This is a genomic window from Pirellulales bacterium (assembly GCA_036499395.1).
Classification (GTDB): Bacteria; Planctomycetota; Planctomycetia; order Pirellulales; family JACPPG01; genus JACPPG01.
On the sequence record DASYDW010000031.1, the window covers coordinates 40,599 to 65,697 of the forward strand.

General features: G+C 60.4%; 17 protein-coding genes. 12 read left to right on the top strand and 5 right to left on the bottom strand.

What is annotated here, in order from left to right; translation table 11 throughout:
- Nucleotides 1-28 precede the first annotated feature (28 nt).
- Nucleotides 29-1,228, bottom strand: coding sequence for a pyridoxal phosphate-dependent aminotransferase (locus VGN12_06275; GenBank protein HEY4309040.1), 1,200 nt, complete (start codon nt 1,226-1,228; stop codon nt 29-31).
- A gap of 945 nt (nt 1,229-2,173) precedes the next feature.
- Here VGN12_06275 and VGN12_06280 point away from each other — a divergent pair.
- Nucleotides 2,174-3,463 (top strand): DEAD/DEAH box helicase, encoded by a 1,290-nt coding sequence (locus VGN12_06280; protein HEY4309041.1) that lies wholly within the window; start codon nt 2,174-2,176, stop codon nt 3,461-3,463.
- Between the two features lie 147 nt (nt 3,464-3,610).
- Here the strand turns inward: VGN12_06280 and VGN12_06285 are convergent, their stop codons facing one another.
- Nucleotides 3,611-4,633 carry an extracellular solute-binding protein gene (locus VGN12_06285; protein HEY4309042.1) on the bottom strand — a complete coding sequence of 341 codons (1,023 nt, stop codon included), beginning with the start codon at nt 4,631-4,633 and terminating at the stop codon, nt 3,611-3,613.
- A 250-nt stretch (nt 4,634-4,883) separates the two neighbouring features.
- Here VGN12_06285 and VGN12_06290 point away from each other — a divergent pair, with 250 nt between their 5' ends.
- From VGN12_06290 to VGN12_06325, 8 genes are all read left to right on the top strand, one after another.
- On the top strand, nt 4,884-6,329 hold the full coding sequence (locus VGN12_06290; protein HEY4309043.1) for a hypothetical protein: 1,446 nt from the start codon (nt 4,884-4,886) through the stop codon (nt 6,327-6,329).
- Nucleotides 6,330-6,492: 163 nt separating this feature from the next.
- Nucleotides 6,493-7,317, top strand: a complete 825-nt coding sequence (locus VGN12_06295) for a hypothetical protein (GenBank protein ID HEY4309044.1) — start codon at nt 6,493-6,495, stop codon at nt 7,315-7,317.
- On the top strand, nt 7,314-9,014 hold the full coding sequence (locus VGN12_06300) for a hypothetical protein (protein ID HEY4309045.1): 1,701 nt from the start codon (nt 7,314-7,316) through the stop codon (nt 9,012-9,014). Before VGN12_06295 ends, VGN12_06300 begins: the two co-directional genes overlap by 4 nt.
- A 233-nt stretch (nt 9,015-9,247) precedes the next feature.
- The gene (miaB, locus tag VGN12_06305) at nt 9,248-10,651 is read left to right on the top strand and encodes a tRNA (N6-isopentenyl adenosine(37)-C2)-methylthiotransferase MiaB (protein ID HEY4309046.1); all 1,404 of its coding nucleotides are present in this window, start codon (nt 9,248-9,250) and stop codon (nt 10,649-10,651) included.
- A 43-nt stretch (nt 10,652-10,694) separates the two neighbouring features.
- Complete coding sequence (gene glnE / locus VGN12_06310; GenBank protein ID HEY4309047.1) at nt 10,695-13,808, top strand: bifunctional [glutamate--ammonia ligase]-adenylyl-L-tyrosine phosphorylase/[glutamate--ammonia-ligase] adenylyltransferase; 3,114 nt, start codon at nt 10,695-10,697, stop codon at nt 13,806-13,808.
- A 486-nt stretch (nt 13,809-14,294) separates the two neighbouring features.
- A complete protein-coding gene (locus VGN12_06315) occupies nt 14,295-15,785 on the top strand; it encodes a hypothetical protein (GenBank protein HEY4309048.1) in 1,491 nt (496 codons plus the stop codon).
- A 263-nt stretch (nt 15,786-16,048) separates the two neighbouring features.
- Nucleotides 16,049-16,396, top strand: coding sequence for a hypothetical protein (locus VGN12_06320; GenBank protein HEY4309049.1), 348 nt, complete (start codon nt 16,049-16,051; stop codon nt 16,394-16,396).
- 130 nt (nt 16,397-16,526) lie between these two features.
- The gene (locus VGN12_06325; protein HEY4309050.1) at nt 16,527-17,414 is read left to right on the top strand and encodes an ankyrin repeat domain-containing protein; all 888 of its coding nucleotides are present in this window, start codon (nt 16,527-16,529) and stop codon (nt 17,412-17,414) included.
- A gap of 128 nt (nt 17,415-17,542) precedes the next feature.
- On the opposite strand, the gene VGN12_06330 is transcribed toward VGN12_06325, so the two are convergent.
- The 3 genes from VGN12_06330 to VGN12_06340 all read right to left on the bottom strand — a co-directional run bounded on the left by VGN12_06330 (nt 17,543) and on the right by VGN12_06340 (nt 20,807).
- On the bottom strand, nt 17,543-18,841 hold the full coding sequence (locus VGN12_06330; protein ID HEY4309051.1) for a tetratricopeptide repeat protein: 1,299 nt from the start codon (nt 18,839-18,841) through the stop codon (nt 17,543-17,545).
- Nucleotides 18,842-18,957: 116 nt separating this feature from the next.
- A complete protein-coding gene (locus tag VGN12_06335; protein HEY4309052.1) occupies nt 18,958-20,382 on the bottom strand; it encodes an NAD(P)(+) transhydrogenase (Re/Si-specific) subunit beta in 1,425 nt (474 codons plus the stop codon).
- Entirely contained in the window at nt 20,379-20,807 is a 429-nt protein-coding gene (locus tag VGN12_06340) for an NAD(P) transhydrogenase subunit alpha (GenBank protein ID HEY4309053.1), read from the bottom strand. The genes VGN12_06335 and VGN12_06340 overlap by 4 nt, the downstream gene beginning before the upstream one ends.
- A 338-nt stretch (nt 20,808-21,145) precedes the next feature.
- Between VGN12_06340 and VGN12_06345 the strand changes: the two genes are divergently transcribed.
- The 3 genes from VGN12_06345 to lnt all read left to right on the top strand — a co-directional run bounded on the left by VGN12_06345 (nt 21,146) and on the right by lnt (nt 24,865).
- Nucleotides 21,146-21,757, top strand: coding sequence for an aminodeoxychorismate/anthranilate synthase component II (locus VGN12_06345; GenBank protein HEY4309054.1), 612 nt, complete (start codon nt 21,146-21,148; stop codon nt 21,755-21,757).
- Between the two features lie 6 nt (nt 21,758-21,763).
- Entirely contained in the window at nt 21,764-22,999 is a 1,236-nt protein-coding gene (gene glp, locus VGN12_06350) for a gephyrin-like molybdotransferase Glp (GenBank protein HEY4309055.1), read from the top strand.
- Nucleotides 23,000-23,152: 153 nt separating this feature from the next.
- Nucleotides 23,153-24,865 carry an apolipoprotein N-acyltransferase gene (gene lnt, locus VGN12_06355; GenBank protein ID HEY4309056.1) on the top strand — a complete coding sequence of 571 codons (1,713 nt, stop codon included), beginning with the start codon at nt 23,153-23,155 and terminating at the stop codon, nt 24,863-24,865.
- Nucleotides 24,866-25,099 lie beyond the last annotated feature (234 nt).

Consider the following 25,099-nt stretch of genomic DNA (forward strand, 5'->3'; position numbering starts at 1 on the left):
GCCAGCAATGGTTCATCGTAGTGAGCGTCTACTGCGGGCTCTGCAGAAACGCTGCGATGCGATCGAAGCCGATTTCCAGATTCTCCACGCTTGTGGCAAATGACAGCCGGGCATAGCCCTCGGCCCCGAAGGCCGAGCCCATCACGCTGGCCACGTTCTGCTGCGACAACAGTTCCAGGCACCACTGCGCCGAGTTATCGACCTGCACCCCGTTGTACTTACGCCCCAGGTGCGCTTTCACATTGATGAAGGCATAGAACGCGCCGCTCATCCGCGTGCCCGTGATCTGCGGCAATTGCGTGATGCGCTGCTTGACGAATTCGCGTCGCTTGGCGAACTGTTCCAGCATCTCGCTCACGCATTGCTGTGGGCCGGATAGCGCAGCGAGCGCCGCATACTGACTTACGCTGGATGGATTCGACGTTTCCTGGCTTTGCAGATTGTCCATCGCTTTGGCCAGCTTCTTCGGCGACAGCGTCCAGCCAATGCGCCAACCGGTCATGGCGTACGACTTGCTCACGCCGTTCACGAGCACCGTCCGCTCGGCCAGGCCGGGACGTACCGTGGCAAAGCTGGCGAAGCGGTTGCCGCCGTAAACCAGGTGCTCGTAGATCTCGTCCGAAATGACACCCAGATCCTTTTGGACAACGATATCGGCCAGCGTCCCAAGCTCTTCGGGCGTGTACATGCTGCCCGTCGGATTCGATGGCGAGCACAGCAGCAGAAGCTTCGTCCGCGGTGTGATGGCGCGTTGCAACTGCGCCGGCGCCAGTTTGAAATCGCTGGCTTCGGTGGTTTCCACGATCACCGGCACGCCGCCCGTCAGCTTCACCTGCTCGGCATAGCTGACCCAGTACGGCGCGGGAATGATGACCTCGTCGCCAGGATTCAAAAGCGTGGTGAAGGCATTGTGCAGCGAGTGCTTCGCGCCGCAGGAGATCACGACCTGATCGGGCGCGTATTCCAGCCCATGCCGCTCCTTATAACTTTTGGCGACGGCGGCCTTGAGTTCGGCGATGCCGCCGGCGGCGGTGTAGTGCGTGTGGCCGGCCTTCATGGCGGCCACGGCGGCGGCACAAATGTGCTCGGGCGTGGTGAAGTCCGGTTCCCCCAGGGTGAAGTCGTAGACCGTCTTGCCGGTCGACTTCAGCTCGCGCGCTTTGGCCGCCATGGCGATCGTGGCCGATGGCTCCAGCGCGTCGACGATTCGTGAAATGGTCAAAGCCATGACAAGTTTCCTGTGGGCGCCTGCGCTCGCCGCGACGCAGTTATTCGTGGGACGCACGCCAGGGGCGAGATTCATCAATCAGCGCGCGAGAAAGACCCCTTCCGGGTCCGACAATCATAGTGTTTGGCGGGTTCACTTCCAAGCAGCGCAGAGTCGGTGGCCGCGCGCAGGTGGCCGGCGCAAGAGGGCAGCGGTGACACATTCGTGACAGGCACTTTGCGTGACGGAAACGGGACGATTCTGTTGTCGTTGATCGGTAAAGCCAGCGCGCAATTGTTGGCCCGCGGCGCGATTCTGGCGAACTCGCCTTGACGTGAAGTGCGAAAAGCTGCTTCAATGCCCACGCCGGTCGGGGGGTTTGAGCACCGGCATGGGGCGTTTGATCGATCTCGATCGAGATGCCACGGGCAAAAGACATCGTGCGGAATCGTCCTCGGTGCCGCACGTTCGACATGAAAATCTGCGACTTCCCTCTGCGGGCACCCGAGGGATGATTTCGCGTTTCTGAAACGGGTGCCCTATTTTGAAGGAGCCAAGGATATGGCAGCCAAAATGACGAAGAAGAAGATCGTCAAGACCCCGAAGGCCACGCGTTCGCCGAAGAAGACCGCCAAGAAGACGGCGAAGGTCGCCAAGAAGACCAGCAAGTAAGCTCGGTCCGGGGCGCTTCAAGCGCGAGGGAACAACGAGAAAGGCCGGTAGCGTCTGGGCGGAAGCCGCGCAGACGCTCCGGCCTATTTTTATAGTGTCTTGGTTTCAGCTAAGTCATTGTCAGGAATCGCGGCCGGTAGGAGCTACGGATTTGGAGCCCGGCTCGAACGGCTGGTTGTTGACCCAACCCCCCTTGCCGGCTATAGTTACATCCAAACGTATTGCCAAAAAATGAAATCGCGCCGTGAGAAGTTGATCTCGGCGCTAATCGAATCAACCTCACAGGAAGATCTCTTGTCCCACCCTCCGGTGGAATCCGCTTCCGGATTCCAGAACCTCTCGCTGTCCGAGCCGATGATGTCGGCTCTGGAGCACGCCGGATATATCGAGCCTACCGAGATTCAAGCCGGTTTGATCCCGCGCGCCTTGGCGGGTGTCGACGTGCTGGGTCAGGCGCGCACGGGAACCGGCAAAACGGCCTCGTTCGCGATTCCCATCATTGAACGGTTGAATCCGCATCCTGACCATCGCGGCCCGCAAGCTTTGATCCTGGTGCCGACGCGCGAGCTGGCTGTCCAAGTGCGCGAAGAATGCGTCAAGCTGTCGCATGGCCGCAAGACGCACGTCGTCGCAGTCTATGGCGGCAAGCCGATTCGCGAGCAGATGGAAAAGCTGAAGCGCGGCGTCGATATCGTCGTCGGCACTCCGGGGCGCGTGCTGGATCACATCGGCCGTGGGACGCTGCATCTCGAAAGTCTGGCCGTCGTCGTGTTGGACGAGGCGGACCGGATGCTTGATATCGGCTTTCGCCCGGACATCGAGAAAATCTTGCGTCGTTGTCCGACGTCGCGGCAAACGCTGCTCTTAAGCGCCACGGTACCGCCGCCCGTCGAACGGCTCGCGCGGCGCTACATGCACGACCCCGAGTCGTTGAACTTCTCGCCGCGCGACGTGTCGGTCGAAACGATCGACCAGTACTATTTCACCGTGGCACCAGATCGCAAGATGGAGCTGGTGGTACGGCTATTGAAGCGCGAAGATCCACGACAATCGATCATCTTTTGCCGCACCAAGCGCGGCGTCGATAAGGTGACACGCAGCCTGGCCAAGCGCATGGAAGGGGTCGACTGCATTCACGGCGACCTGCCGCAAAAAGGGCGCGATCGGGTGATGGCCCGCTTTCGCGAAGGCAAGGTCCGCCACCTGGTCGCGACCGACGTTGTCGGCCGCGGCATCGACGTCAGCAACATTTCGCACATCGTCAATTACGATATTCCTGCCTTTTGCGATGACTATGTCCACCGCGTCGGGCGGACCGGGCGCATGGGACGCGAGGGGGTGGCCTACACCTTCGTCACTCCCGAGGAAGGGCCTGAGCTGACCCGCATCGAGATGCGCATCGAACGACTGCTGACGCGCGACGAGTTCGAAGGTTTCGAGGCGATCGCGAAGCCTGTCGCCCCCGCAATCGATCAAGCAGCGGGCGAAGAAGGGGCTGATCCGGCGGCCGAACCCGCCAAGCCCACGCCCCCGCTAATGGGTCGTGGCGGCCGCGCCCCACGCCGCTTCCGCCGGGCGCTGTAAGAGTCGCCCGATCAACGGCTGCTTCTCGACGCATCACTTCTCCACATCGGTGCCATGCTTTTCCGCAGCAAGCGGATAAGCATGCCAAGCCACAACGATAGGGGCGCAACCGATTGCACGTCCTTCGACTACCTGCACGCGCCACGGCTATTGACCGTTGAACTCGTCATGCAGGAATTTCTGGCTCGACTCCCACAGTTCGGCCGCCTTCTGAAAATCGACGTCCATGCGCCGCGTCCCCATGGGGATTTTTAGTCGTGACTCGGCATCGACGTTCGGTCGCAATGGTTCCTGCGCGCTGAAGGACTGCGCTAATTGCGTCTCGACCGCCGGAGACAGAATAAAGCTCACGAGGCGCTGCGCCGTGCGCGGGTGATGCGATCCCTTGACGATGCTGACGGTCGTGGGAATGAATAGCGTCCCGAGATGCCCGTCACCTTGATCGGGATAGACGATCGCGACCGGCATGGCACGATCGACTTCCGCAATAGCGTCGTCCGAATCCGTGAGGCCAAAGGCCAACTGCCCAGCCCCGACGGCCACGGCCACTTGCTTATTGCTTCCCATGATCTGGACATGATTGTCCTTGATTTCGAGGAAGAACTGCTCGGCCGCGGCGCTTCCCCATGCGGCGAATAGGCAAGACGCGTGCGTGGCCGTCGTACCGGCAAGCGGCCTGGCCATGCCCGCCCTACGGCTCCAGCGCGGGTCGACCAGATCACGGATCGATCGCGGCAGTTGATCGTCCTTGGTCAATTCGGTATTCACGATCAGCACCCGCGCACGCGCTGCCAGTGCGTGCCAGGTGCCGCGCGGCGCACGATACATCTCGGGCAGGTCTTCGTCGCTGGGAAGCGGATATTCTTCGAGCAGCCCGAGCGCGTCCAGCCGCAGTGTCTGCACGATTTCGCTATTCCAAAAAATATCGCACCGCGGGTCGGATGCTTCCTTGATGATCTGCCTGGCAAGGCCGACCGAGCGGGTCGTGTCCGTGTCATAGACAGGTACGACCTTGATGCCGCTGGTGCGCTTGAAATCCTGATAGATCGGCTCGACGAATTCGGCATCGAGCGAGGTGTAGGCAATCACCTCGGGCAGAGGGACCCGCGAACTGCAGCCCCCCAGCAAAACGAAAGCCAAGGGTACAAACGCGCGCAGCGCTGTATCCATCCGTCAATGCACTCCCTGCCGTACGGTCCTCCCCCAAGGCCCTCGTATCTTCAGTTTATCTCGCGACCAGCCCGGCGAGTAGTTGGCGAGAACAGAATTTGAACGTGACACCAAAAGGGAACGACTTATTGGCCTAAGGTAAAACAGCGATGTATTTCGCATGCCTGCTGTCAGGAACCGCGTCGCCCCGATCAGGACGCCACGCGTGAAATGACTTGTACGCTGCCAGCGCACCGCCGGATTGCCTTAAATGTCTAAAAATCCCCATTCCTTGGTTGGTACGCAGGCAAAGTACAATAGAGGAGTGCTAGGATTGGCTCCCCATCCTTGTCGTCCCCTCGCCACCGCTATGCCGAACTCCGCCTCGAAGATCATGTTCTTGGCCGTCTGGCTATTTTCGACTACGCCTGCCGTTGCGGGCGAGAATCCGGCATCGGAAGCGCGCGACAACACGGCAACAGCATCGACCGTGCCGGTCCGCGAACCCGGGAAGGCCCTGTTAAAAACGGCCGGTATCCGCGAGCTGTCCGGCAAGTATCTGACTCTCTATACCGATCTGCCCGCCAGCTCGGGCGCGGATCGACTCGTCGACGCCTTCGACCAGGCCTATTCCCAGTGGTGCTCCTATTTTGGCCTGCCCGAGGCGCGCACTCCCCCGTGGCGCGCGACAGCGTGTCTGATGCGCGACAAGAAGCGTTTCGCCGCCGCGGGACTTGTCCCCGCGGACCTACCAGCCTTCGACCACGCGTACTTTCGAGGAAATCGAGTGTGGATTTACGAGCAGAAAGACGGCTATTACCAACGGCATCTACTGCTGCATGAAGGCACGCACGCTTTCATGAATGCCACGCTCGGCTCGTGCGGCCCTCCCTGGTTCATGGAGGGCATCGCCGAGCTTTTGGCGACGCACGCGCTCGATGAAGACAAGGTCGCCTTGAACCGATTTCCTGGCGACGCCGATGATGTGCCTGGCTGGGGGCGCGTTCGATTGGTGCATGACGCACTGAAGCAGGGGCGGCGTTTGAAGATCGATGACGTCCTAACCTATGACGCGCGCGCTCACGAGCAGGTCGAACCGTACGGTTGGTGCTGGGCGGCGGCGGCGTTCCTTGACGGTCATCCACGCTACCAAGAGCACTTCCGAAAATTGGCCGTTCATCCTGACGCAAAGGACTTCAACGAACGGCTCCGCCGTGAATTCGCCACAGACTGGCCGCAACTGGCCGAAGAATGGCAGCTTTTCGTCGAGCATCTGGAATATGGTTACGATCTTACGCGCGAGGCGATCGACTTTCGCCCGGGCAAGCTACTCGCCGCAACGGGCACGAAAGTGAAAGTCGCTGCTGATCGCGGCTGGCAATCGACAGGTCTAACGCTCGAAGCCGGCAAGGGCTATCGATTGCGCGCCACCGGCCGATTCCAAGTGGCCTCTGATCCGCAACCCTGGCCGAGCGGCCCGGCAGGCGTGACGATCCGCTATTGGGAAGGAAAGCCGCTGGGGATGATGCTCGCGGCCGTGCATCCCGAGCCGTTTGACCCAAGTTCACAAAGCAGCCTGCTCAAGCCGATCGCGATTGGCGAAGACGCCACGATCGAGCCAGCGATCACGGGCACTCTCTATTTGCGCATCAACGACTCGCCCGCCGAACTGAACGACAACGCGGGTTCGGTCGAAGTTCGCATCAGCGCCGAGTAGATGCAACGCATGATCGTTGCTCGCGATGCACGGCGCAATGAACTTACGGCTGCCGCTGCGCAAACTTAACAAGAAGTTGCTCATTGAACTGGCGCGTGCGAGAATGTCGTCGCGGTGACGGCCCCGGACGCGGCCATGTTTCCGATTCACAAGGGCAATTCTTATGAGTACCGATCCAGTTACGCGTGATTATCCGCCGCCGGTGCCTGCCACCACGGCTCACAGACTCATCGGCACGCTCAACATACTCTTTGCGAGCGTCATGCTGTTGTGTGGGCTTTGTAGTGGCGCCAGTTTGCTGATGCAGGTGGCCATGGCACCGATGACTGAGGGTTACCAAAAGCAAATGCAGGAGACGATCCAAGCGCAGATTGAAAAGGAACATCAGAAAAAGATCGATGAACTGAAGGACCAAGAAAACGCGGCGGCCACTGCCGAAGAAAAAGCGCGCCTCGTGGCCGAGCGCGAGGCCCTGGAGCAGAAAACGCCAGCGGAGGTGCCGATCGCCGACATGATGGCGGCCTATCGCGACCCCAAGCTGATAGGCTACTTGATCGCCGATATGACGACCGGACTCTTCGGGAACGTTTTCATGCTCGCCTCGGGGATCGGCTTGCTGGCATCGAAAGCCTGGGCGCGCCGTTTAGGCGTTTGGGTAGCCGTGTTCAAGATCATCAGGCTCGTGGCAGTGTATGGATTCGCGATCGTCTTCGTGATTCCTGTTTTCTCGCAAAAGATGGGCGAGATGCTGGGGCAAATGACGGAGCAGATGCAGCAAAAAGCGGCGCCACCGGCTGGCGGTGCTCCGATACCGAATATGGCCCAGACCATGGCAACGTTTTACGGCATTGCCATGAGCTCGGGGGCCGTGTTGATGATTCTCTTCGGCGCCATATATCCGGCCATTGTGCTTTGGGTGCTAACGCGTCCCCGCGTTAAGTCTGCGTGCGGCGAAGTGCCCGTCGGCTTCGGGGCCGAGCTGCAGTGAACGTGCTCGAACCACTGTTCGGCCCGCTAGCGGTCTTGGAATGCCGTCGCGCGGCGCAGCCTGCGTGGTTAATTTGGGTGCGGATGGCAGCGGGCATTCCGGCAGCGGGAATCGCGCTGGTCGTGTTCTGGTTGTGGATGTTCCTGTCCCAGATCGATAACACTTTTTTGCCGGGGCGACTTCTGGCGCATGGATTGATCACCGCCGAGGCAACGCAAATTGTCTTGGCGCTATTGATTGCCCCGGCGCTGGTCGCGGGCTCGATCGCTGGCGAGAAAGATCGCGGCACGCTCGCACTACTGCTCACGAGCCGACTCACGGCGCGCGAAATCATTCTGGGCCGGCTGGTCGGATGCCTTTCACAGGTTGCCTTGTTAACGATCGCGGCCACACCATCGATTGTCGTGCTGGCCGCGTCGCGACGGGTCACCTTGATCGAGCTGTTGTTGCTAATCGGCCTGCCTGCCGGCGTGGCGCTCGGCGCGGGGGGCCTGACAATTGCCGTCTCGGTCCTGACCAAACGCGGACGTGATGCATTGATTGCCGTCTACGGGATCGAAGCAATTATGCTGGCCGTTTCGTTCCTTGCCGGAGGAAGTGGCTGGCTCGTATGGTTGGAAACACTTAATCCGCTGGCGGCCATCTATTTGCTGGTGGCTGGCGCTGATGTTCGCCCCGCACTCGGGACCGTAACGATTTGGCTGGGACTGGCTGTCACAGGCGCACTCGTGGCAATCTGGCAACTGCGGCCCGCGTATCGGCGACAGTCCGGCGACGAATCAACAGACCGCGGACAGCGCCGGCGCAAGGTGACTGAGATCGACCGATGGCCCATGCTGTGGAAAGAATTGCAGTTCGAAAGCTACAACAATCTTGGATCATTCGGCAAATGGCTGAACCGCCTTTTGGCCGGATTGCTGCTGACCGGCGCCGCGCTGATTGTGCTGAAGTTCGTTTGGGACTTCGGGCGAGGGACGTCGCTGGCCTCGGTCGATTATTACGCCGCTACGGCGATCGGTGGTTCGGCCACTTTCGTACTGTGGCTGGCGCAATGGACGATCGGTTTGCGGGCCGCCGCGACGATCGGTGTCGAGCGACAGCGTTCTACGTGGGACGCCGTTCTCACGACGCCGCTCGATGGGTACGAGATTGTTCTGGCGAAGATTTGCGGCGCCTTGCACGCGATGCGTTGGTTGCTCGTTGCCATATGTCTGGCCTGGACCGCGGCCATGTTGGCCGGCGGATTGCCGGTCTCGACATATCTCAATGACCTGGCACTCCTAGGGGCAGGAGGCGCCTTCATGGCGGCGCTTGGCGTAGCGGTATCGCTGCAGGTTTCCAATGCCGCGCGAAGCATGGCGGTCACCATCGGCCTATGGATGGCCGCGGCGGTCGTGACGGGAATCTTGGCGTGGCTGCTATCGATCGTCATTTCGCTGGTCGCGGCAATTATCGGCGCGACGTTTGTCGTGGCCACCGCTCCGAACGCCGTACCTTCGGGAGGATCTGTCGGCGACTTCATCAGGTTGATCCTGGCCGCGGCCCGCGGCTTGTCACGAGTTGGGTTGTACGTCGTAGGATTGGTGACGCTGGCGATGTGGATTGGAGCTCATTTCGATCGGCTCGCCGGACGGATGGGTGGCCGGTCGATCGGTAATATTGCCAAGACGGCCTTCAATTCGTTGACCAAACCGTAAACAGTCTCGGCGAAAGCGTCCGCACCCGAGCCGAAGAGCAATATTCCGCCGGTTCCCCCCCTCGCCCGGCGTACCGCCGGCGCGTTACTATTTGGGTTCCCAAATTGGCTGCCCGCGGTTCGGCACCTCACACCAGCCCGAATCGCCAGCGAGGGAAGCGCGACCCATGCTGGCGCTTCGGTCTACTAGGTAAGAATCTCGCTTATTTTGAAGCTTCGATACAACCGGCCCTCATGCCCAAACTCTACATCGAAACCGTCGGCTGCCAGATGAACATGCTCGATAGCGAGCTTGTCGTGGCCAGCCTGCGCAAAGACGGGTACGAGTTGGTTCCGACCGCGGGCGAGGCGGATACGATTCTGTTCAACACCTGCAGCGTCCGGCAGCATGCCGAGGACAAGATCTACAGCGCCCTGGGCCGGCTGAAGCACGCCAAGACCAAGGACCCGCACAAGATCATCGGCGTGCTGGGCTGCATGGCGCAAAAGGATCAAAAGCTGATCTTCGACCGGGCCCCCTACGTCGACCTGGTGGTGGGGCCGGGGCAACTGCACCAGATTCCGACATTGATTTCGGAAATCGCGGCCGGCAGCGGCCCTCGCATGGAAGTCAGCCTGGATCGTACGGCCGGCAGCCGCTCGGAAGTCGAGCGCAGCTTTGAAAGCTATGATCCGCTGCGCGACGAACAGATGCGCCCCTCGCCGTACCAGGCGTTCGTGCGGATTATGATCGGCTGCGACAAGTTCTGCACCTATTGCATCGTGCCGAAAGTTCGTGGGCCGGAGCAAAGTCGCCCCGCGGCGCAGATCGAATTCGAAGCCCGCCGTTTGGCCGAAGAAGGCTGCCGCGAGATCACGCTGCTAGGGCAAACCGTCAATAGTTATCGGCATACCGACGGTGGCCGTACCTCGCGGTTATCCGACCTGTTGGTGCGATTGCAGGAAATTCCGGGGCTGGATCGCATCAAGTTCGTCACCAATTATCCTAAGGATATGACCGACGACCTGCTGACCGCCGTGCGCGACCTACCCAAGTGTTCGCACTATTTGCACGTCCCGGTACAAAGCGGATCGGACGAAGTGCTACGGCGGATGAAACGCGGCTACACGGTGGGCGAATATCGCGAGATGCTGGCGCGGATTCGCGAGATGATTCCCGACTCGGCCGTGACTAGCGACTTCATCGTCGGCTTTTGCGGTGAGACGGAAGCTGATTATGAGCTGTCCGCCGAGCTGTTGCGCGAAGGGCGCTTCAAGAACAGCTTCATTTTCAAATACAGTGCGCGCCCTGGAACGAAAGGGGCGGAACTGTACGCCGACGATATTCCGGACGACGTCAAGCGCCGCCGCAACAACGAGTTGCTTGCCATTCAGGCCGAAATCAGTGAGCAGGACAACCAGGCGTTTCTGGGCCGCCAGGTACAAGTCTTGGTCGAAGGACCGAGCAAATTGAACCGCGCCGACAGCGGCATGCTTCAGTTGACCGGCCGTACCAACTGTGATCGAATCGTAGTGTTCGACGGGAATGAGCGCCTCGTCGGACAATTCATTCCCGTCGTGATTTACGACGCCAACGCGTGGACTTTGTTCGGCAGCGTCGTCACCACCCACGCCGGCCCCGAAGTCTACAGCTTGTAAGCGCCCCACCCCGCAGGCGGCTACCCAGGCGCGTTCGAAAATCATGGAAATCGGCCGACTGCATCATTTCCTCGACAACCCCGCTGAGGCCGAGAGCTGGCTGCGGTCGTGGGGCCTGGAGAACTTCGAGCGGGCCCACGCCAACCTGGTCAGCATGGCCACGGCTGGCATCACGCTCGACTTGTTGGCCGATATCTGCGCTCAGTTGGCTGAGTATATGCCACGGTCGAGCAATCCGGATATGGCGCTCAATAACCTGGACCGTTTCGTCCAGGCGTCGCGCAATCCACTTGCCACCGGCTCGCTCTTCGAACGCGACCGCGAAGCCTTGCCTGACCTATTGCAGATCATGGCCACGAGCCAGTATCTGAGCGACCTGCTGGTGCTCGATCCCGGCAGCTTCGACCTGTTGCGGATCACCGAGGGGCAGCCCGTCGCGCGTGAGGTGCTGGTCGAAGAGCTGGCCGCCGAGGTCGCGGCCCTGGACGACGATCACGCCGTGATGACGGCGCTGCGGCGTTATAAACGGCGCGAGACGTTGCGGATCTCCTACGGCGACATTATCCGCAATCAGCCGCTGGCCACGGTGACGGCGCAGATCTCTTACCTGGCGGATGCGATCGTGGAAAGCGCGGTCCGCTTCGCGCGCCGCCGGTTGATCGAAAAGCGCGGCCAGCCACGCGGGCCTGACGGCCGCCCCGCGCGTTTCGTGGCGCTGGCGATGGGCAAGCTGGGCGGCGTCGAGCTGAATTATTCGAGCGACATCGATCTGATTTTCCTATACGACGTCGACGGTAAGACCGACGGCTCCCGCGCGCAAGATAACGTCGAATTCTTCGATCGCCTGGTGCGCGACGTCGTGCGATTGTTGACCGAAACCACGGAGTTGGGTTCCCCCTATCGCGTGGATCTGCGGCTGCGTCCATTGGGTGAGCGCGGTCCGCTCGTGCAAAGTATCGAGCAAGCAACGCACTATTACGACGTGCTGGGGCGCACCTGGGAGCGGCAGGCGTACGTCAAGGCACGGGCCGTGGCCGGCGACCTCGACCTCGGTGAAGAATTCCTCCGCTACCTCGAACCGTGGATCTATCGCCGCTACCTGGCCCTGGCCGATATCACGGGCATCAAGGCGCTGAAGCGGCGCATCGAGCATCGCACGCTGTCGCACGGCAAAGACGCCGCGGACGTGAAGACCGGTCAGGGGGGCATCCGCGACATCGAGTTCGTCATCCAATTCCTGCAACTGCTCAACGGCGCCGATATGCCGCAACTGCGCACCGGCAACACGTTGAAAGCGATCGCGCAGCTCGAAACCTCGGGCTGCCTGACGCATCAGGAACGTTCATTGTTGGAAGAGAACTACAACTTCCTGCGCAAGATCGAGCATCGGCTGCAGATCATGTTCGATCTGCAAACGCACAGTATGCCAACCGACACGCGCGAGCTGCGGCGGCTGGCGATTCGTATGGGCTACACGGATCAAAAGGGCAAAACCGCTCTGGCCGCTTTCGAAAACGACTATCGCACCAAGACGGCGCTGAATCGCAAGATTCTCGATCACCTGCTGCACGATGCCTTCGGCGATGATGCCGAGACCGAGCCCGAGGTGGACCTGGTCCTTGATCCCGATCCTCCTGAAGAGCAGATCGAAAGCGTGCTGGGGCGTTATCCGTTCCGCGATGTGCAATTGGCGTATCGGAATCTGCAAGCGCTCTCGACCGAGAAGATTCGTTTTTTGTCGACACGCCGCTGCCGGCATTTCCTGGCGTCGATTGCGCCGCGATTGTTGAAGGCGATCGCCGCCACGCCCGACCCCGATTCGACGCTGACGAACTTGGAAAAGGTCAGCGACTCGTTGGGCGGCAAAGGGGTGCTGTGGGAGCTGTTCAGCTTCAATCCGCCGTCGATGACCCTGTACGTCGAGATCTGCTCGTTCAGCGAATTGCTGTCCGGCATGTTGATCAGCAACCCGGGCATGATCGACGAACTGATGGACAGCCTGGTGCTGAACAAGTTCCCCTCGCGCGACGACCTGGGCACGATGTTGGCCGACCTGAGCCGCGGGGCCGAGGATCTCGACCCGATCCTGCACAGCTTCAAAAACACGCAGCAACTCTACGTCGGCGTGCGCAACATCCTGGCCAAGGAAGATATTCAATCGACGCTGCTGGCGCTGACGAACATTGCCGAAGTCTGCCTGGAGCGCATCGCGCTCGTGGAATATGAGAAACTGACCGCCAAGCTCGGCACGCCCACGGTCGGCGAAGGCGCGCGGGCCGGCGAGCCGTGCGCTTGGACGATCCTGGGCATGGGCAAGCTCGGCGGACGCGAGCTGAACTTCCACAGCGACTTGGACGTGGTCTTCCTCTACGAAGCCGATGGCGCGACAGCGCACGCGCGCCGCCGCCAGGCCGAAACCACGAATAATCAGCATTTCTTCAGCGAGCTTGGTCAGCGGATTATCAAGATCGCCAATCGGTTGAGCCCCTACGGCCGGCTGTACGAAGTCGATCCCCGGCTGCGGCCCACCGGGCGCTCGGGTGCGCTGGCGACCAGCTTCGCCGAGTTCTCGCGCTACTTCGCCGAAGGGGAAGGACAGCTCTGGGAGCGGCAAGCGCTGACCAAGGCGCGGCCGGTCTTCGGCACCGGCGACGCTGCTGTGCAGGCCTCGGATCTGGTGCTGCACGCCGCTTACGATCAGCCGTGGCAACCGCAATTCGCGCGCGACATTCACGCGATGCGGCTGCGATTGGAAGAAGGGGCACCCCCTTGGAACTTGAAGCGCGGCAAAGGGGGCATCGTTGACATCGAGTTCTCGGTCCAGCTCCTGCAACTGGCCCACGGCCGCCGACATCCCAGCCTGCGCGTCGCCAACACGCTCGATGCGTTGGCTGCGCTACGTGCGGCGGGAGTGCTAGCCGCGAAAGACGCCGATTTCCTTTCGGCCAGTTACCGCTATCTTCGCAGCGTCGAAGGGGGATTGCGGCTGATGAATTCGCGCGCCCGCAACACGCTGCCTCAAGAACCGCTCGACCTGGCCAAACTCGCCAAGCGCCAAGGGGCTGCCGATCCTCAAGCCCTGCTCGACCAATGCGGCCACTACATGGCAGGCAACCGCGACTGCTTCGAACGCGTAGTCGCGGCCGCGGGCAAGTAATCGCAGAGCTTGCAACTCGCAGCCATAGTGCAAGGTGCGATCCCTAGTGCAATAACCCCTCTCCCTTTGGGAGAGGGCCGGGCGAGGGCGAATTGCACAATGATCATCAACTCGCACTGGCACCCACTCACCTAACCTCTCCCCCACGGGGGGAGAGGGATTTGCAACACCAGCCCGACGCGCGAGCGAGGGTTGCGTACTCGGCGCCAATGGTCTTCATGGCCGGCCAATTCTGCGCGCTGACAACGCATCGTCGATTTTCTATGATCGACCGTCGCGCGGCGATGAAGAAGCTGCGCGCGGTCACATCACGATGTGATTGCGGTATCTAGAGGAGCTTGGCCCAGAACCGGGGCCCGGTATCCAAAGAGCCCGCTACTTGAGAGCGCTTGAAGGGCGCTCGCGAGTAGCGGGCTTTTTTTGTTGGCCGCGCGCCTGGGTTGCGGCTGTCGCGGCGCCCCAAATTCAACAGCGAGGACAAGAAGCATGCCTCAAGAAACGCCGAAGTGGTTGCGCGCGGATCACAAAAACGGCGACGGCCGATCGCTACTAAGCGAGGGAGAACGCTTCGCCCAGATTCTACTAGGCCGAACCGACGATCGGCCGACAGCGTGGTTCCTCGAGCGCAAGCCCAGCGAGCGAGAAACGCTGGAATTTCTGGCCAGGTTCTCCACGGAACACAGAGCGCAGCTCGAGCGACTGAATCGACTCGAAGCTGAAGCCGCGCGTCGACAGGGCCAATCTCGATGCGATGCGTTTGGGATGCCAATCGCGGAATGGAACGAAGGGGACCATCCACGCACGGGAACTGCGCCGAATCCCGGTTGGTTCGCGTCGAAGGGTGGCGGAACAGGCGGAGCGGCGGCGAGGCATGGCAATGGCATGTTCAACGTCAAGGACGATCGGTCGCAAACCAAGATTGAGCAAGCTAGTGGAAAGAACTGGCACGGCGACACTGTCCTTGGCATTTTGAGCACTGTTCAACCCGACGTCATACCGTTCATAAAAAAGCATGTCACGCTCGCTCGCAATTCGAGCGGTGAAAGAACGGCTTCGACCGTCGTTCGCAGTGGCGAGGCTGGCCCCGAGGCCACGGATATATCCGATGCCACGGCGAATGAACACGGACATCTGATTGCGCACTTTCATGTTCCCGATGACTGGGACGACTTACAAGTTGCGCAATACATCCTCGAACAACTGGCCGACCATTCCGACGTCTATCGTATGGTCTCGCAATGGGCACAAGGCAATCCAAAAATCCTGGAAAGCCTCCGCCAGCAGCGCTTTCGGCAGGGACTTAAGGACGTAAAAGCCCTAGTCGAAGGCTACTACACAGCGCTAGCCGGGCTCGCGCCTGGAGGTGGCGCTGTTGTGGCGACGTGGGACATTCGACAGGGGAATTACCTCGGCGCCGCGCTCGGCATGGCGTTTTCGCTTCCTCTGGGGAGGATCCTCAAGGCCGGTGTTGAATCGACCGGCACGATTGCCATTCGCGCCGGCGACAAGCTGATCGCCGCGATTCCGGTCAAGGCGATCAAATTCATCGAGAAGATGCCGGTCGACCAGCGTCGATTATTGAATGCGCACCTACGTGAAGCTAAATCCGCCGACGAAGCTGCGGCCATTGTAACCAAGTTCATTGGCGGGACATTCCACAAGCATCATCCGCTGCCGAGATTTCTGGGAGGTGACTTGAAACAACTATTGTCAACCATCCCCAAGGCTGTCCATGATGAATTCCACGCGGAACTGCGCCACGAGTTGCGTGCTTCAGGCTTTAAACTTCCGATTGGCTCAGTGAGAGGCAGCGCCGCGAAATGGAAGGCGTTATTCGCAAGTACGCCGGGGTCCCAGGGAAGGGCGTTTGACGCGGTAATACGTACGTCGCAACGCATCGACAAGCGGCATAAGACCAGCATCACGAAAGCGGTTTTAAAGAATCTAACGGACGAGAACGCCGCCTTCTTCCCATGATCATGTCGACACCCTTCTACCACATACACTCTGGAACCATGTCGCCTTGTTCGTTGATGCGCGAAGCCAAAGCGGAAGCAAAGTCCTGGATGTGCGGCAGTTGCTTGACGCCCCAAGCCCATGTGAAGGCCGTAAATGTGTGGTTACAAGAACGAGTGCCGCCCAACAAACCCCTCAATTTCGTATATAGCTGCTCCGTTCCACTGATTCACAGAGATCTTCTACAGCTGTTTGGGGCAGATAACATCTCACGAGATCTTTACTTGGGGCGAGTGTTTGGGGAGCGGGAGAATGAACTATCCGATTGGGTAACTGCCCGCGGCCGACGACAAATCATCGTTCGAGGCGACCGCGATGCTTCTTTTCGGCTGTGCCCAGCATGCGGTCGTGTCCTCTACTTCGGCACTGGCAAGCGGTACCTCTATCCGGCACCACCGGCCGGCGCCCAGATCTTCGAGAGCGATTACAACGGTTTCATCGTAACCGCCGAAATCTATGAACGAGTGAAGGCCGCGCAGTTTCGCAAGTTGCGCGTCGAAGAACTCGCCGTCGTCGATGTTCCGCTCGATGGTCTGGGAGTCCTGCCCACCGATCAAGCAAATCGTCGATAGTTGTTCCGGCGCGTCGAGTGGAATGCCCGACCTGGCAGCGCGGGAATAAAATCAGCCGCGCAGGCGAAGGCGGAATTGAAAGCGGATTTGGAGCGGGCTTCACAAAAGCAGCAGCCTACGGTTCGTCGGTATGGAATCTGATCGTCGCGAGCAGTTTGTCCAAGCCTTTCCCATTCTTGCGTTATTACAAGGCTCAGAGGATCCGCCGCTGGATCGGGAAGCAATTGAGGAGCTCGAACTCGTGCTGGGCGTCCACCTGCCGGCCGACTATATCGACTTTCTACTGGCATTCAACGGCGGCTACTTTCGTCCAGACGTCCGATTTGACTTGGCCTCTGCGAACTTTATCGACGGCGCCATGATTACGGGGTTCTCCGGCGAGCCGGGCGATGGCGCAAACGGACTCGGTGCTCACTCGAAGCTGTTTCGGGATCGGTTACCTGAAGGGCATCTCGCGATTGCCGACGGGCCGGGCCAGGATCTTCTGACGCTAAAGTTCGACAGCCCTCGAGATTTTGCAGGCGTGTGGTACTGGGACAGCACTGCCTTCTGGATATCTGAGGATCGGCAAAGCATGTTTTGGGTAGCTGATACATTTCACGATTTTCTGAGAGTCTTGGAACCCGACCTCGAAGAGTTTGATTCGCTCACGGAGACGATCCCGATCTTCCAGACCATCGAGCGAAATAACAGCCATACAGTTCACGAGTTCCTTGCCAAAGGAGGATCCATTGAAACCCGCAACGAGCGTGGCTTGACATTACTTGCTGCAGCGGCCAATCACGGGTATCCGCGAATCGTGAAGTTGCTGCTGGAGCACTCGGCTGACCCCAACGCGCGCGATCACGAAGGCAAGACCCCACTGCATCATGCCGCGCAAATCTCACTCGACTGCGTCAAGCTGCTACTCGCCGCCGGCAGTGACATCACCGCACGCGACAACGACGGGCACGGCGTAATCGGTAACTGGTACTACCGCGCCGACAAATTCCTGCGCGATCATGGAGCGGTAGAGTAAAGAGTTTCGTGGCACTCACCGATCAGAATTCGCCGATTCGCTCCCCTAAGCGAATGGGAGGCGATCACCTAGGCCTCAGAATCGCGTCTGTTACGTGGAGCGTTGGGATTGCGCCTTGTCACAATTCGCTACTTGCTAACCCCTTCCCGGCAGGGCTTTCTATTCTCGTAGAGTTCTAGCCGTTTACGACCGCCCCGTTTGGCTGATTCCTGCTTTGCCAAATCGATCGCTGCTTGCTGCCATTTGACAGCGTTCTCGAAATCGCTGCATTCAGCGTAAGCAGCGGCAAGCGTGTCGAGCTTGCCCCAGGCTTTCCACGACGTGAGATCACACGCCTTAGTGGCCATGGAAACGGCCTCGTCGCCATTAAGGAATAGCGGATCGGAGCAGGTCGATTGCAATCGGGCGATGTGCGTGTATCCTTCCGGCGACTTTGGATCGAGTCTTATCGCGTCCATAAAGTCCTTCATGCCACCGTCGAAGTCGCCCTTCTCGCGCAAGGCACTTCCTCGCCCAACATACGCTATCGCAAAGCTTGATTCGATAGAAATTGCTTCGGTAAAGTCCTTAATTGCATCATCGAGATTACCTTTATCGCACCAACTGAGTCCTCGATTGTAGTACCCCATTGCAGACGTTGGGTGAAGTGCGATCGCTTTAGAATAATCTTCAATGGCCTTATTCAGATCGCCTTTGGCATGCCACGCAGTTCCCCGACTAATCAATGCGTCCTCGTACTTTGGATCAAGCTTGATCGCTTGCGAGAAGTCTTCGATAGCCTTGTCGAAATCGCCTCGTTGCTTGAATGTATAGCCGCGATTGTAGTATCCCTTCGGATACCACGGATCGAGCTCGATGGCCGTGTTGAAGTCCTTGATTGCGAGGTCTTGTTGCCCCTTTTCCGCCCTGGCACCACCGCGATTGCCGTACGCCATGAAGTGCTTTGGATTGATTCGAATCGCTGTGGTGTAGCATTCAATGGCTTTGTCGAATTCCCGCTTCTTTTGCCAAATCAGCCCGAGAGTGTTATGCGCCGACCACGACTCTCCGTCGAGCGTGCAATCCCTGATGGCCTTGTCGAGTTCGCCCTTAGCAAGCCAGGCACTTCCACGCCATAAATAAGCTAACGAGCTCGGGCTGCGCCGTATCAAGTCTGAATAGTAGTCGAGTGCCTGGTCAACAGTCCGAACGTCGCTCGTGTACATCCAGGCACGACCAAGCCACAGCAACTCTCCATCGACCGCTTCAACTATCGCGGGAAATGAAACGAGGTCATTGGTGAGGTCGACGTCGCGTTCCTGATCGCCGACGTGTGCCTTGGCACCCTCTTTGTAGAAGACCGCTTGGCCGATCCATGGATCGGCGGCGGTTGCGACCGACACGGTGATCAGCAACAGAAAGAATGCGTTGCGAAGGAGCGTTTGCATGGTACACCACCCTTGGGCATGTACGGGAATAGCGCATCGCAGTCTGATGATGCGCAATTGCCCAGCTATTCCCCAAGGCTGAAATGCATGCTGTCCGGAAGCGGCGCCGGTGGCCGCTAGTGCATGCCCGTATCGCCGGCCAGTGCCTTGACCAGGTCCCCGACCACGCTTTTGGCGTCGCCGAAGAGCATCCACGTCGCTTCGCCGTAATACAGCTCGTTGTCGATGCCGGCGAAGCCGGGGTTCTTACTGCGCTTGATCGCGAATACCGTACGCGCTTTGTCGGCCTCGATGATGGGCATGCCGTAGATCGGGCTTTTCTTGTCGTGGCGGGCGGCGGGGTTCACGATATCGTTGGCCCCGATCACTAGCGCCACGTCGACCTGCGGCATCTCGGCATTCACTTCGTCCATTTCGGCCAGGTCGTTGTACGGGATCTCGGCCTCGGCCAGCAGCACGTTCATGTGCCCCGGCATGCGACCGGCCACGGGGTGAATGGCAAACTTCACCGTGGCTCCCTGCTTTTTCAGAAAGTCGTACAGCTCGCGCACTTTGTGATGCGCCTGGGCAACCGCCATTCCATAGCCGGGCACGATCACGACGTTGCGCGCCATTTCCAGAATCTGCGCCGCGCCCTCGATGGTTTCGCTCTTGTATGCCTGCTGCTCTCCGGTGGCCGTGGTGGTTTGCACCTGGCCGAAGGCGCCGAACAAGACGTTAAAGAACGAACGGTTCATCGCCCGGCACATGATGATCGACAAGATCAGGCCGCTCGAGCCGTCGAGAGCGCCGGCCGTGATCAGCAACTTGTTATCGAGCACGAAGCCCATCGCGACGGCCGACAGCCCGGCGTAGGAATTCAAAATCGAAATCACAGTCGGCATGTCGGCACCGCCGATCGGAATGATCAACAGCACGCCGAACGCCAGCGACAGCACGACGATCGCCAAAAAAGCGGCGGTCGACCACGCCTCGCCTGGAAAGAGCACGAGCGCCAGCCCCAGACCGCCGGCCAACAGCAGCACGCCGATATTGCCGAAGTTCTGGAACGGGTAAGTGATCGGCCGCTGCGGAATCCACTTCAACTCTTGCAGCTTGCCAGCTGCCATCAAGCTGCCGGTGAATGTGATGAAGCCGAGAATCACTTCGGCCGCGAGCGCCGCCATGCGAAACGACGTCATGCGTTCCAGCCCTTCGCCGCGCATGACGAAGTATTCGGCCGTGCCCACCAATCCGGTTGCCAGGCCACCAAAGGCGTGCGACAGCGCCGTGCGTTGCGGCACCGCGGTCAGGGGAACGCGCGACAAGGGAATGCCGACGGCAAAGCCGGCGCCGATGGCGCCGAGGATCCATAACTGATGCTCGAGCGCGCCGTAGGCGGCCGCCACTTCGATCCACGTCGCCACCACGGCCAGCACCATGCCGTAGATCCCCATCGACACACCGCGGCGGGCGGTCTTCGGATCGTTCATCCCATGCAGCGACAGTACGAACAGCGCTGTCGCGACGACATAGGCAAGCTGGACCGCGGAATGAATCATGGGGACTTGCCGCCGGGTTGGCTCTGCTTGAACATTTTCAGCATGCGGTCCGTGATCAAAAACCCGCTGACGATGTTCGTCATCGAGGCGAACAGCGCCACGGCCCCCAGCAGGCGAATCGGCGCGGGATAGTCCGAGCCGGTCACGATGATCGAGCCTACGACTGCGATCGCGGAGATGGCGTTGGTCAACGACATGAGCGGCGTGTAGAGCAGCCGCGAAACGCGGCGGATCACCCCCAGGCCGACGAACGTTGCGAGCACGAAGACGAACAGCATCGACCAATAATCGAGCGCCGGCCGGGCACGTTCACTGGCCGCGGCGGCGGCTTCGACCACTTCTTCGGCCTGCGCGGCCAGTGGCAGAGCCAGCATGATCGCGAGCGCGAACGGGCGGAAGAACGGAGACCTCGAACTGTGCGGCATGACGCGGCTCTCGCTCCGTAGGATCGTCGTTCGAGATCTTTAGCCCCAGCGCTAGGATGCAGCACGCGGTCCAACCTGTCAAACCGGCGGCAGGTCGAGGACGATGACAAATCTGCAAGCCGGAGTGCGCGCACCGAGCCTGCACGAGCGTCGACGCACCACAAAGCCGCGCTCACCGGACCCCATTCCTGTGGTAAACTGAACCTATACCGCAAAACCCCTCTCCCATTGGGAGTGGCAGGGCGTGGGCGCAGTGCCGAGACCCGTCCCACCTGCACTGGTTGCTCACCGAAGTCCCAATTTTTTGCAGCCGCCCGCCGCTTGCGCACTCAAAACGCATGATCCTGTTAATCGATAACTACGATTCGTTCACCTACAACCTCGTGCAGCGTTTGGGCGAGATCGACGCTTCGCTGGCGATTGAGGTGCGGCGCAACGATCAGATCACGCTCGACGAGATCGCGGCTCTGGCTCCTTCGCACTTAATCGTCTCGCCCGGTCCCTGCACGCCAAGCGAAGCCGGCATCTCGGTCGCCTGCATCGAGCGCTTTGCCTCGGAAATCCCCACGCTGGGAGTCTGCCTGGGACATCAATCGATTGGCCAGGCCTTCGGTGCCGAGATCGTACGCGCCCGCCGACTGATGCACGGCAAGACCGACCTGGTGTATCACGATAACCGGGGGCTGTTCGCCGGCCTGGAGAATCCGTTTCAGGCCACGCGCTATCACAGCCTCGTGATTCGGCCCGGCACGCTGTCGGATGACTTTGAAATGTGCGCCTGGTGCGATGGGCCGGATGGAGAGAAAGAGATCATGGGTATTCGCCACCGCGACTACCCGCTGCATGGTCTGCAATTTCATCCCGAAAGTTTTCTCACGCCGCGCGGCAGCGACATGTTGCGCGCTTTTCTGGCCCTCCGCCGGCCGACGGCTGCGGTCCGCGGCAAATAAACGCTTATGCTCACTGTCGACGAAGCGCTGGCGTTGGTTCTGGCGCAAGCTGTGCCGTTGCCGGCACGCGCGGTGCCACTGGTCGATGCTCATGGTTGTGTGCTGGCCGAAGACGTCGCCAGTGACATCGATTCGCCGCCGCACGACAAATCGATCGTCGACGGTTACGCGATCGTGGCCGATGATTTGCGCCAGGGCGAAGCATGTCTTGTGATCCTCGAAGAGGTCGTGGCCGGCGACGTGCCGAATGTTCCTGTCGAGCGTGGTAGCGCCACGCGGATCATGACCGGCGCGCCGATTCCCGAAGGCGCCGACGCCGTGGTCATGGTTGAGCGCACCGAACATCAAGTGCATGATTCGTCGCATTTGGGGCGAGTCGTGATTCGTGACCGTGACGTGCGCGCCGGACGAAATGTCATGCGCCGCGGCACCTCGATGCGCGCTGGCGACGTCGTCTTGCAACGCGGCACGCGGCTACGGTCGATCGAGATCGGCCTGCTGGCCGAGGTGGGGCGGTCCTCGGTACAGGTCGCGTCGCAACTCACGGTTGCCATCCTGCCGACGGGCAATGAACTGGTCGAACCCGCGGACATTCCCGCGCCCGGGCAAATCCGCAACTCAAACGGCATGCTGCTTACGGCCGCTGCCCGCGCCGCTGGCGGCGAGCCAATCTTGCTGCCGATCGCGCGCGACGCGGAAGAAGACTTACGGCAAAAGATCGCACGCGGTTTGGAATCCGACGTGTTGATCCTCTCCGGAGGCGTCTCGGCCGGTGTGTTGGACCTGGTGCCGCGCGTGCTGGCGGAGCTTGGCGTCGAGCAGGTATTTCACAAGTTGAATTTGAAACCAGGCAAGCCGCTATGGTTCGGCGTCGCGCGACGCGGCGAACGTTCCACGCTTGTTTTCGGCTTGCCGGGCAATCCGGTCAGCAGCTTCGTATGCTGCGAGTTGTTCGTTCGGCCCGTGATTGCGCGGCTGAGCGGGCGCAATGACGGTGGCCGCTTTCAGGTGCGCGCCCGACTCGAAGTCGACTATCAGCAGCGTGGCGACCGCCACACGTTTTTGCCGGCGATCTATCGCGTCGGCGATGATGGCGCCGCCCGCGTCGCGCCGGTTGCGTGGCGTGGTTCGGCCGATTTGCGCGGTCTGGTCGCGGCCAACGCCCTGATCTCACTGGGGGCTGGCGAACATCTATACGAAGCCGGCGAAATAGTCGACGTTCACCTGCTGGACGAGATCTAGACATTCTCGTGGCGATATCTATTGGTGCCCCGCGCGAAGCTGACCTGGGCAAGATTGCCCGCCTGTCGTAGTCTGGAAACGGCGGTGCTCGCGCTGCGGGCTAGTGAGCATTAGCTAGCAAACGTTCGTTGTGATTCTGTGAGCTTCTCGACGATGCCTGGCGTAAAGTCGCGTAACGACGATGTTCGTGGTGCCGGTGCGGCCAAGCACGCGTCCCGTCCGCGCAGTGCGCCGGGCGATGCGCAGCAAAGCGTTTCCGCGTCAGGCCGCTTTGCCACACTGGGCCTGGGGCTGCTCGGCACCTTGCTCTTGTGGATGGCCCTGCCGCCGGTCGGCTGGTGGCCGCTGGCTTGGGTGGCGCCCGTCCCTTGGCTCGTCTTGGTGCGCCGACGCGAGCTTTCGGGACGTCGTCCCTACATTGCGTTGTGGTTCGCGGGCTGTGCCTACTGGTTAGGAGCTTTGCACTGGTTGCGTTTGCCTCATCCGGCCACGAGTTTGGGCTGGCTAGCACTTTCCGGCTACCTTGGCTGTTATTTGCCGGTGTTTATCGGGCTGTCGCGCGTGACGCTGCACGAGCTGCGCATCTCCTCGATCATTGCCGCGCCGGCGATTTGGGCCGGGCTCGAGCTGGCGCAATCACATCTTTTGACGGGCATCAATATCGCGACGCCTGCCCACAGCCAGTATCGCTGGATCACGTTGATCCAGATCAGCGATCTGGCCGGCAGCTACGGAGTCAGCTTCTTAATCATGCTCGTGGCCGCGTGCGTGGCGCGCATGCTGCCGATCGATGGCGTGCGCCGCGCCCTCTGGCCTGTTGCGCCGGCGTTGGCCCTACTCGCGGCGGTGCTCACCTACGGACATTTCCGCATGTCAGGCGAATATCATCGCCCTGGATTGAAAGTCGCGCTGATTCAAGGTTCGATCGATACTGAGATGAAGACCGACCCGGCCCAGGTTCAGAAGATTCACGAGCAATACTTGGCCTTGACCGACCGTGCCGTGCGCGAGCACAAAGATCTGGACCTGATCATCTGGCCCGAGACGATGTTTCGCGAGCCGTTGCGCAAGTACACGCCCGACGTCCATGCCCCCGAGGGAGTGGACTGGACGAAAGACGACCTGCAAAGCGCCATCGATGATCTGGCGCTCGCGTTCGCCCACATGGCCGACCGGTATAAAGTCCCGATGCTCCTGGGCATGGACACGCTGGTCTATGGCGCGGGAAAGGTCGAGCGCTACAATTCGGCCGTGCTCGTCGATGCCAAAGGCGAAGTGCAAGACCAGTACGACAAGATGCGTCCCGTCATGTTCGGCGAGTACGTTCCGTTTGCTAGTTACTGGCCGTGGCTGTATCGGCTGACGCCGCTGGCCGACGGGCTTGATCCGGGAGCGGCTCCGAAGTCGTTGTCGATCGATGGAGTGCGCGTCGCGCCGAACATTTGCTTCGAGACACTGTTGCCCCACTTCATTCGCGGCCAAGTCGCGCAATTGCAAGATGAAGATGTCGAGCCGGATTTGCTGGTGAATCTTTCCAACGACGGCTGGTTCTGGGGTTCGAGCGAGCTGGATTTACACCTGATGTGCGGGGTCTTTCGTGCTGTGGAATGCCGCAAGCCGCTGGCGATCGCGGCTAATACCGGCTTCTCGGCCGTGATCGATGCCGATGGGCAGATCCTGGCCCAGGGGCCGCGCCGCGAAACGGGGGTTGTGGTCTACGACGTACCGCTCGACGACCGAAAAAGCCCGTACGTCCGCGGCGGCGATTGGGGCGCAGCCTTGTGCCTGGTATTCGCCGTGGTCATGGCCGGCGTCGGTGGTTGGCGCCACCGGGCACACCGCGGTGAAAAACGGCCCGCGGCCTAGGTGGGGTTAGCAGGATTCTCGGGCCCGCCAGTCCCTCTAGACGCCCCATTTGCCCGATTTTCCGCAAACCGTAATTGACGCGGTCGTTTTCCCCCAGCTATTATGAAAATCTAGTCGCCCGTACGTCCTATCTCTTTGTCTGCACAGTTGTTCGGTTCCCGGCTCGACTTTCGCGCCGGCCGAGAACATGATGGACTTTTACGTCGCGATTTCGTCTCGTACGTCGGCCGCGCA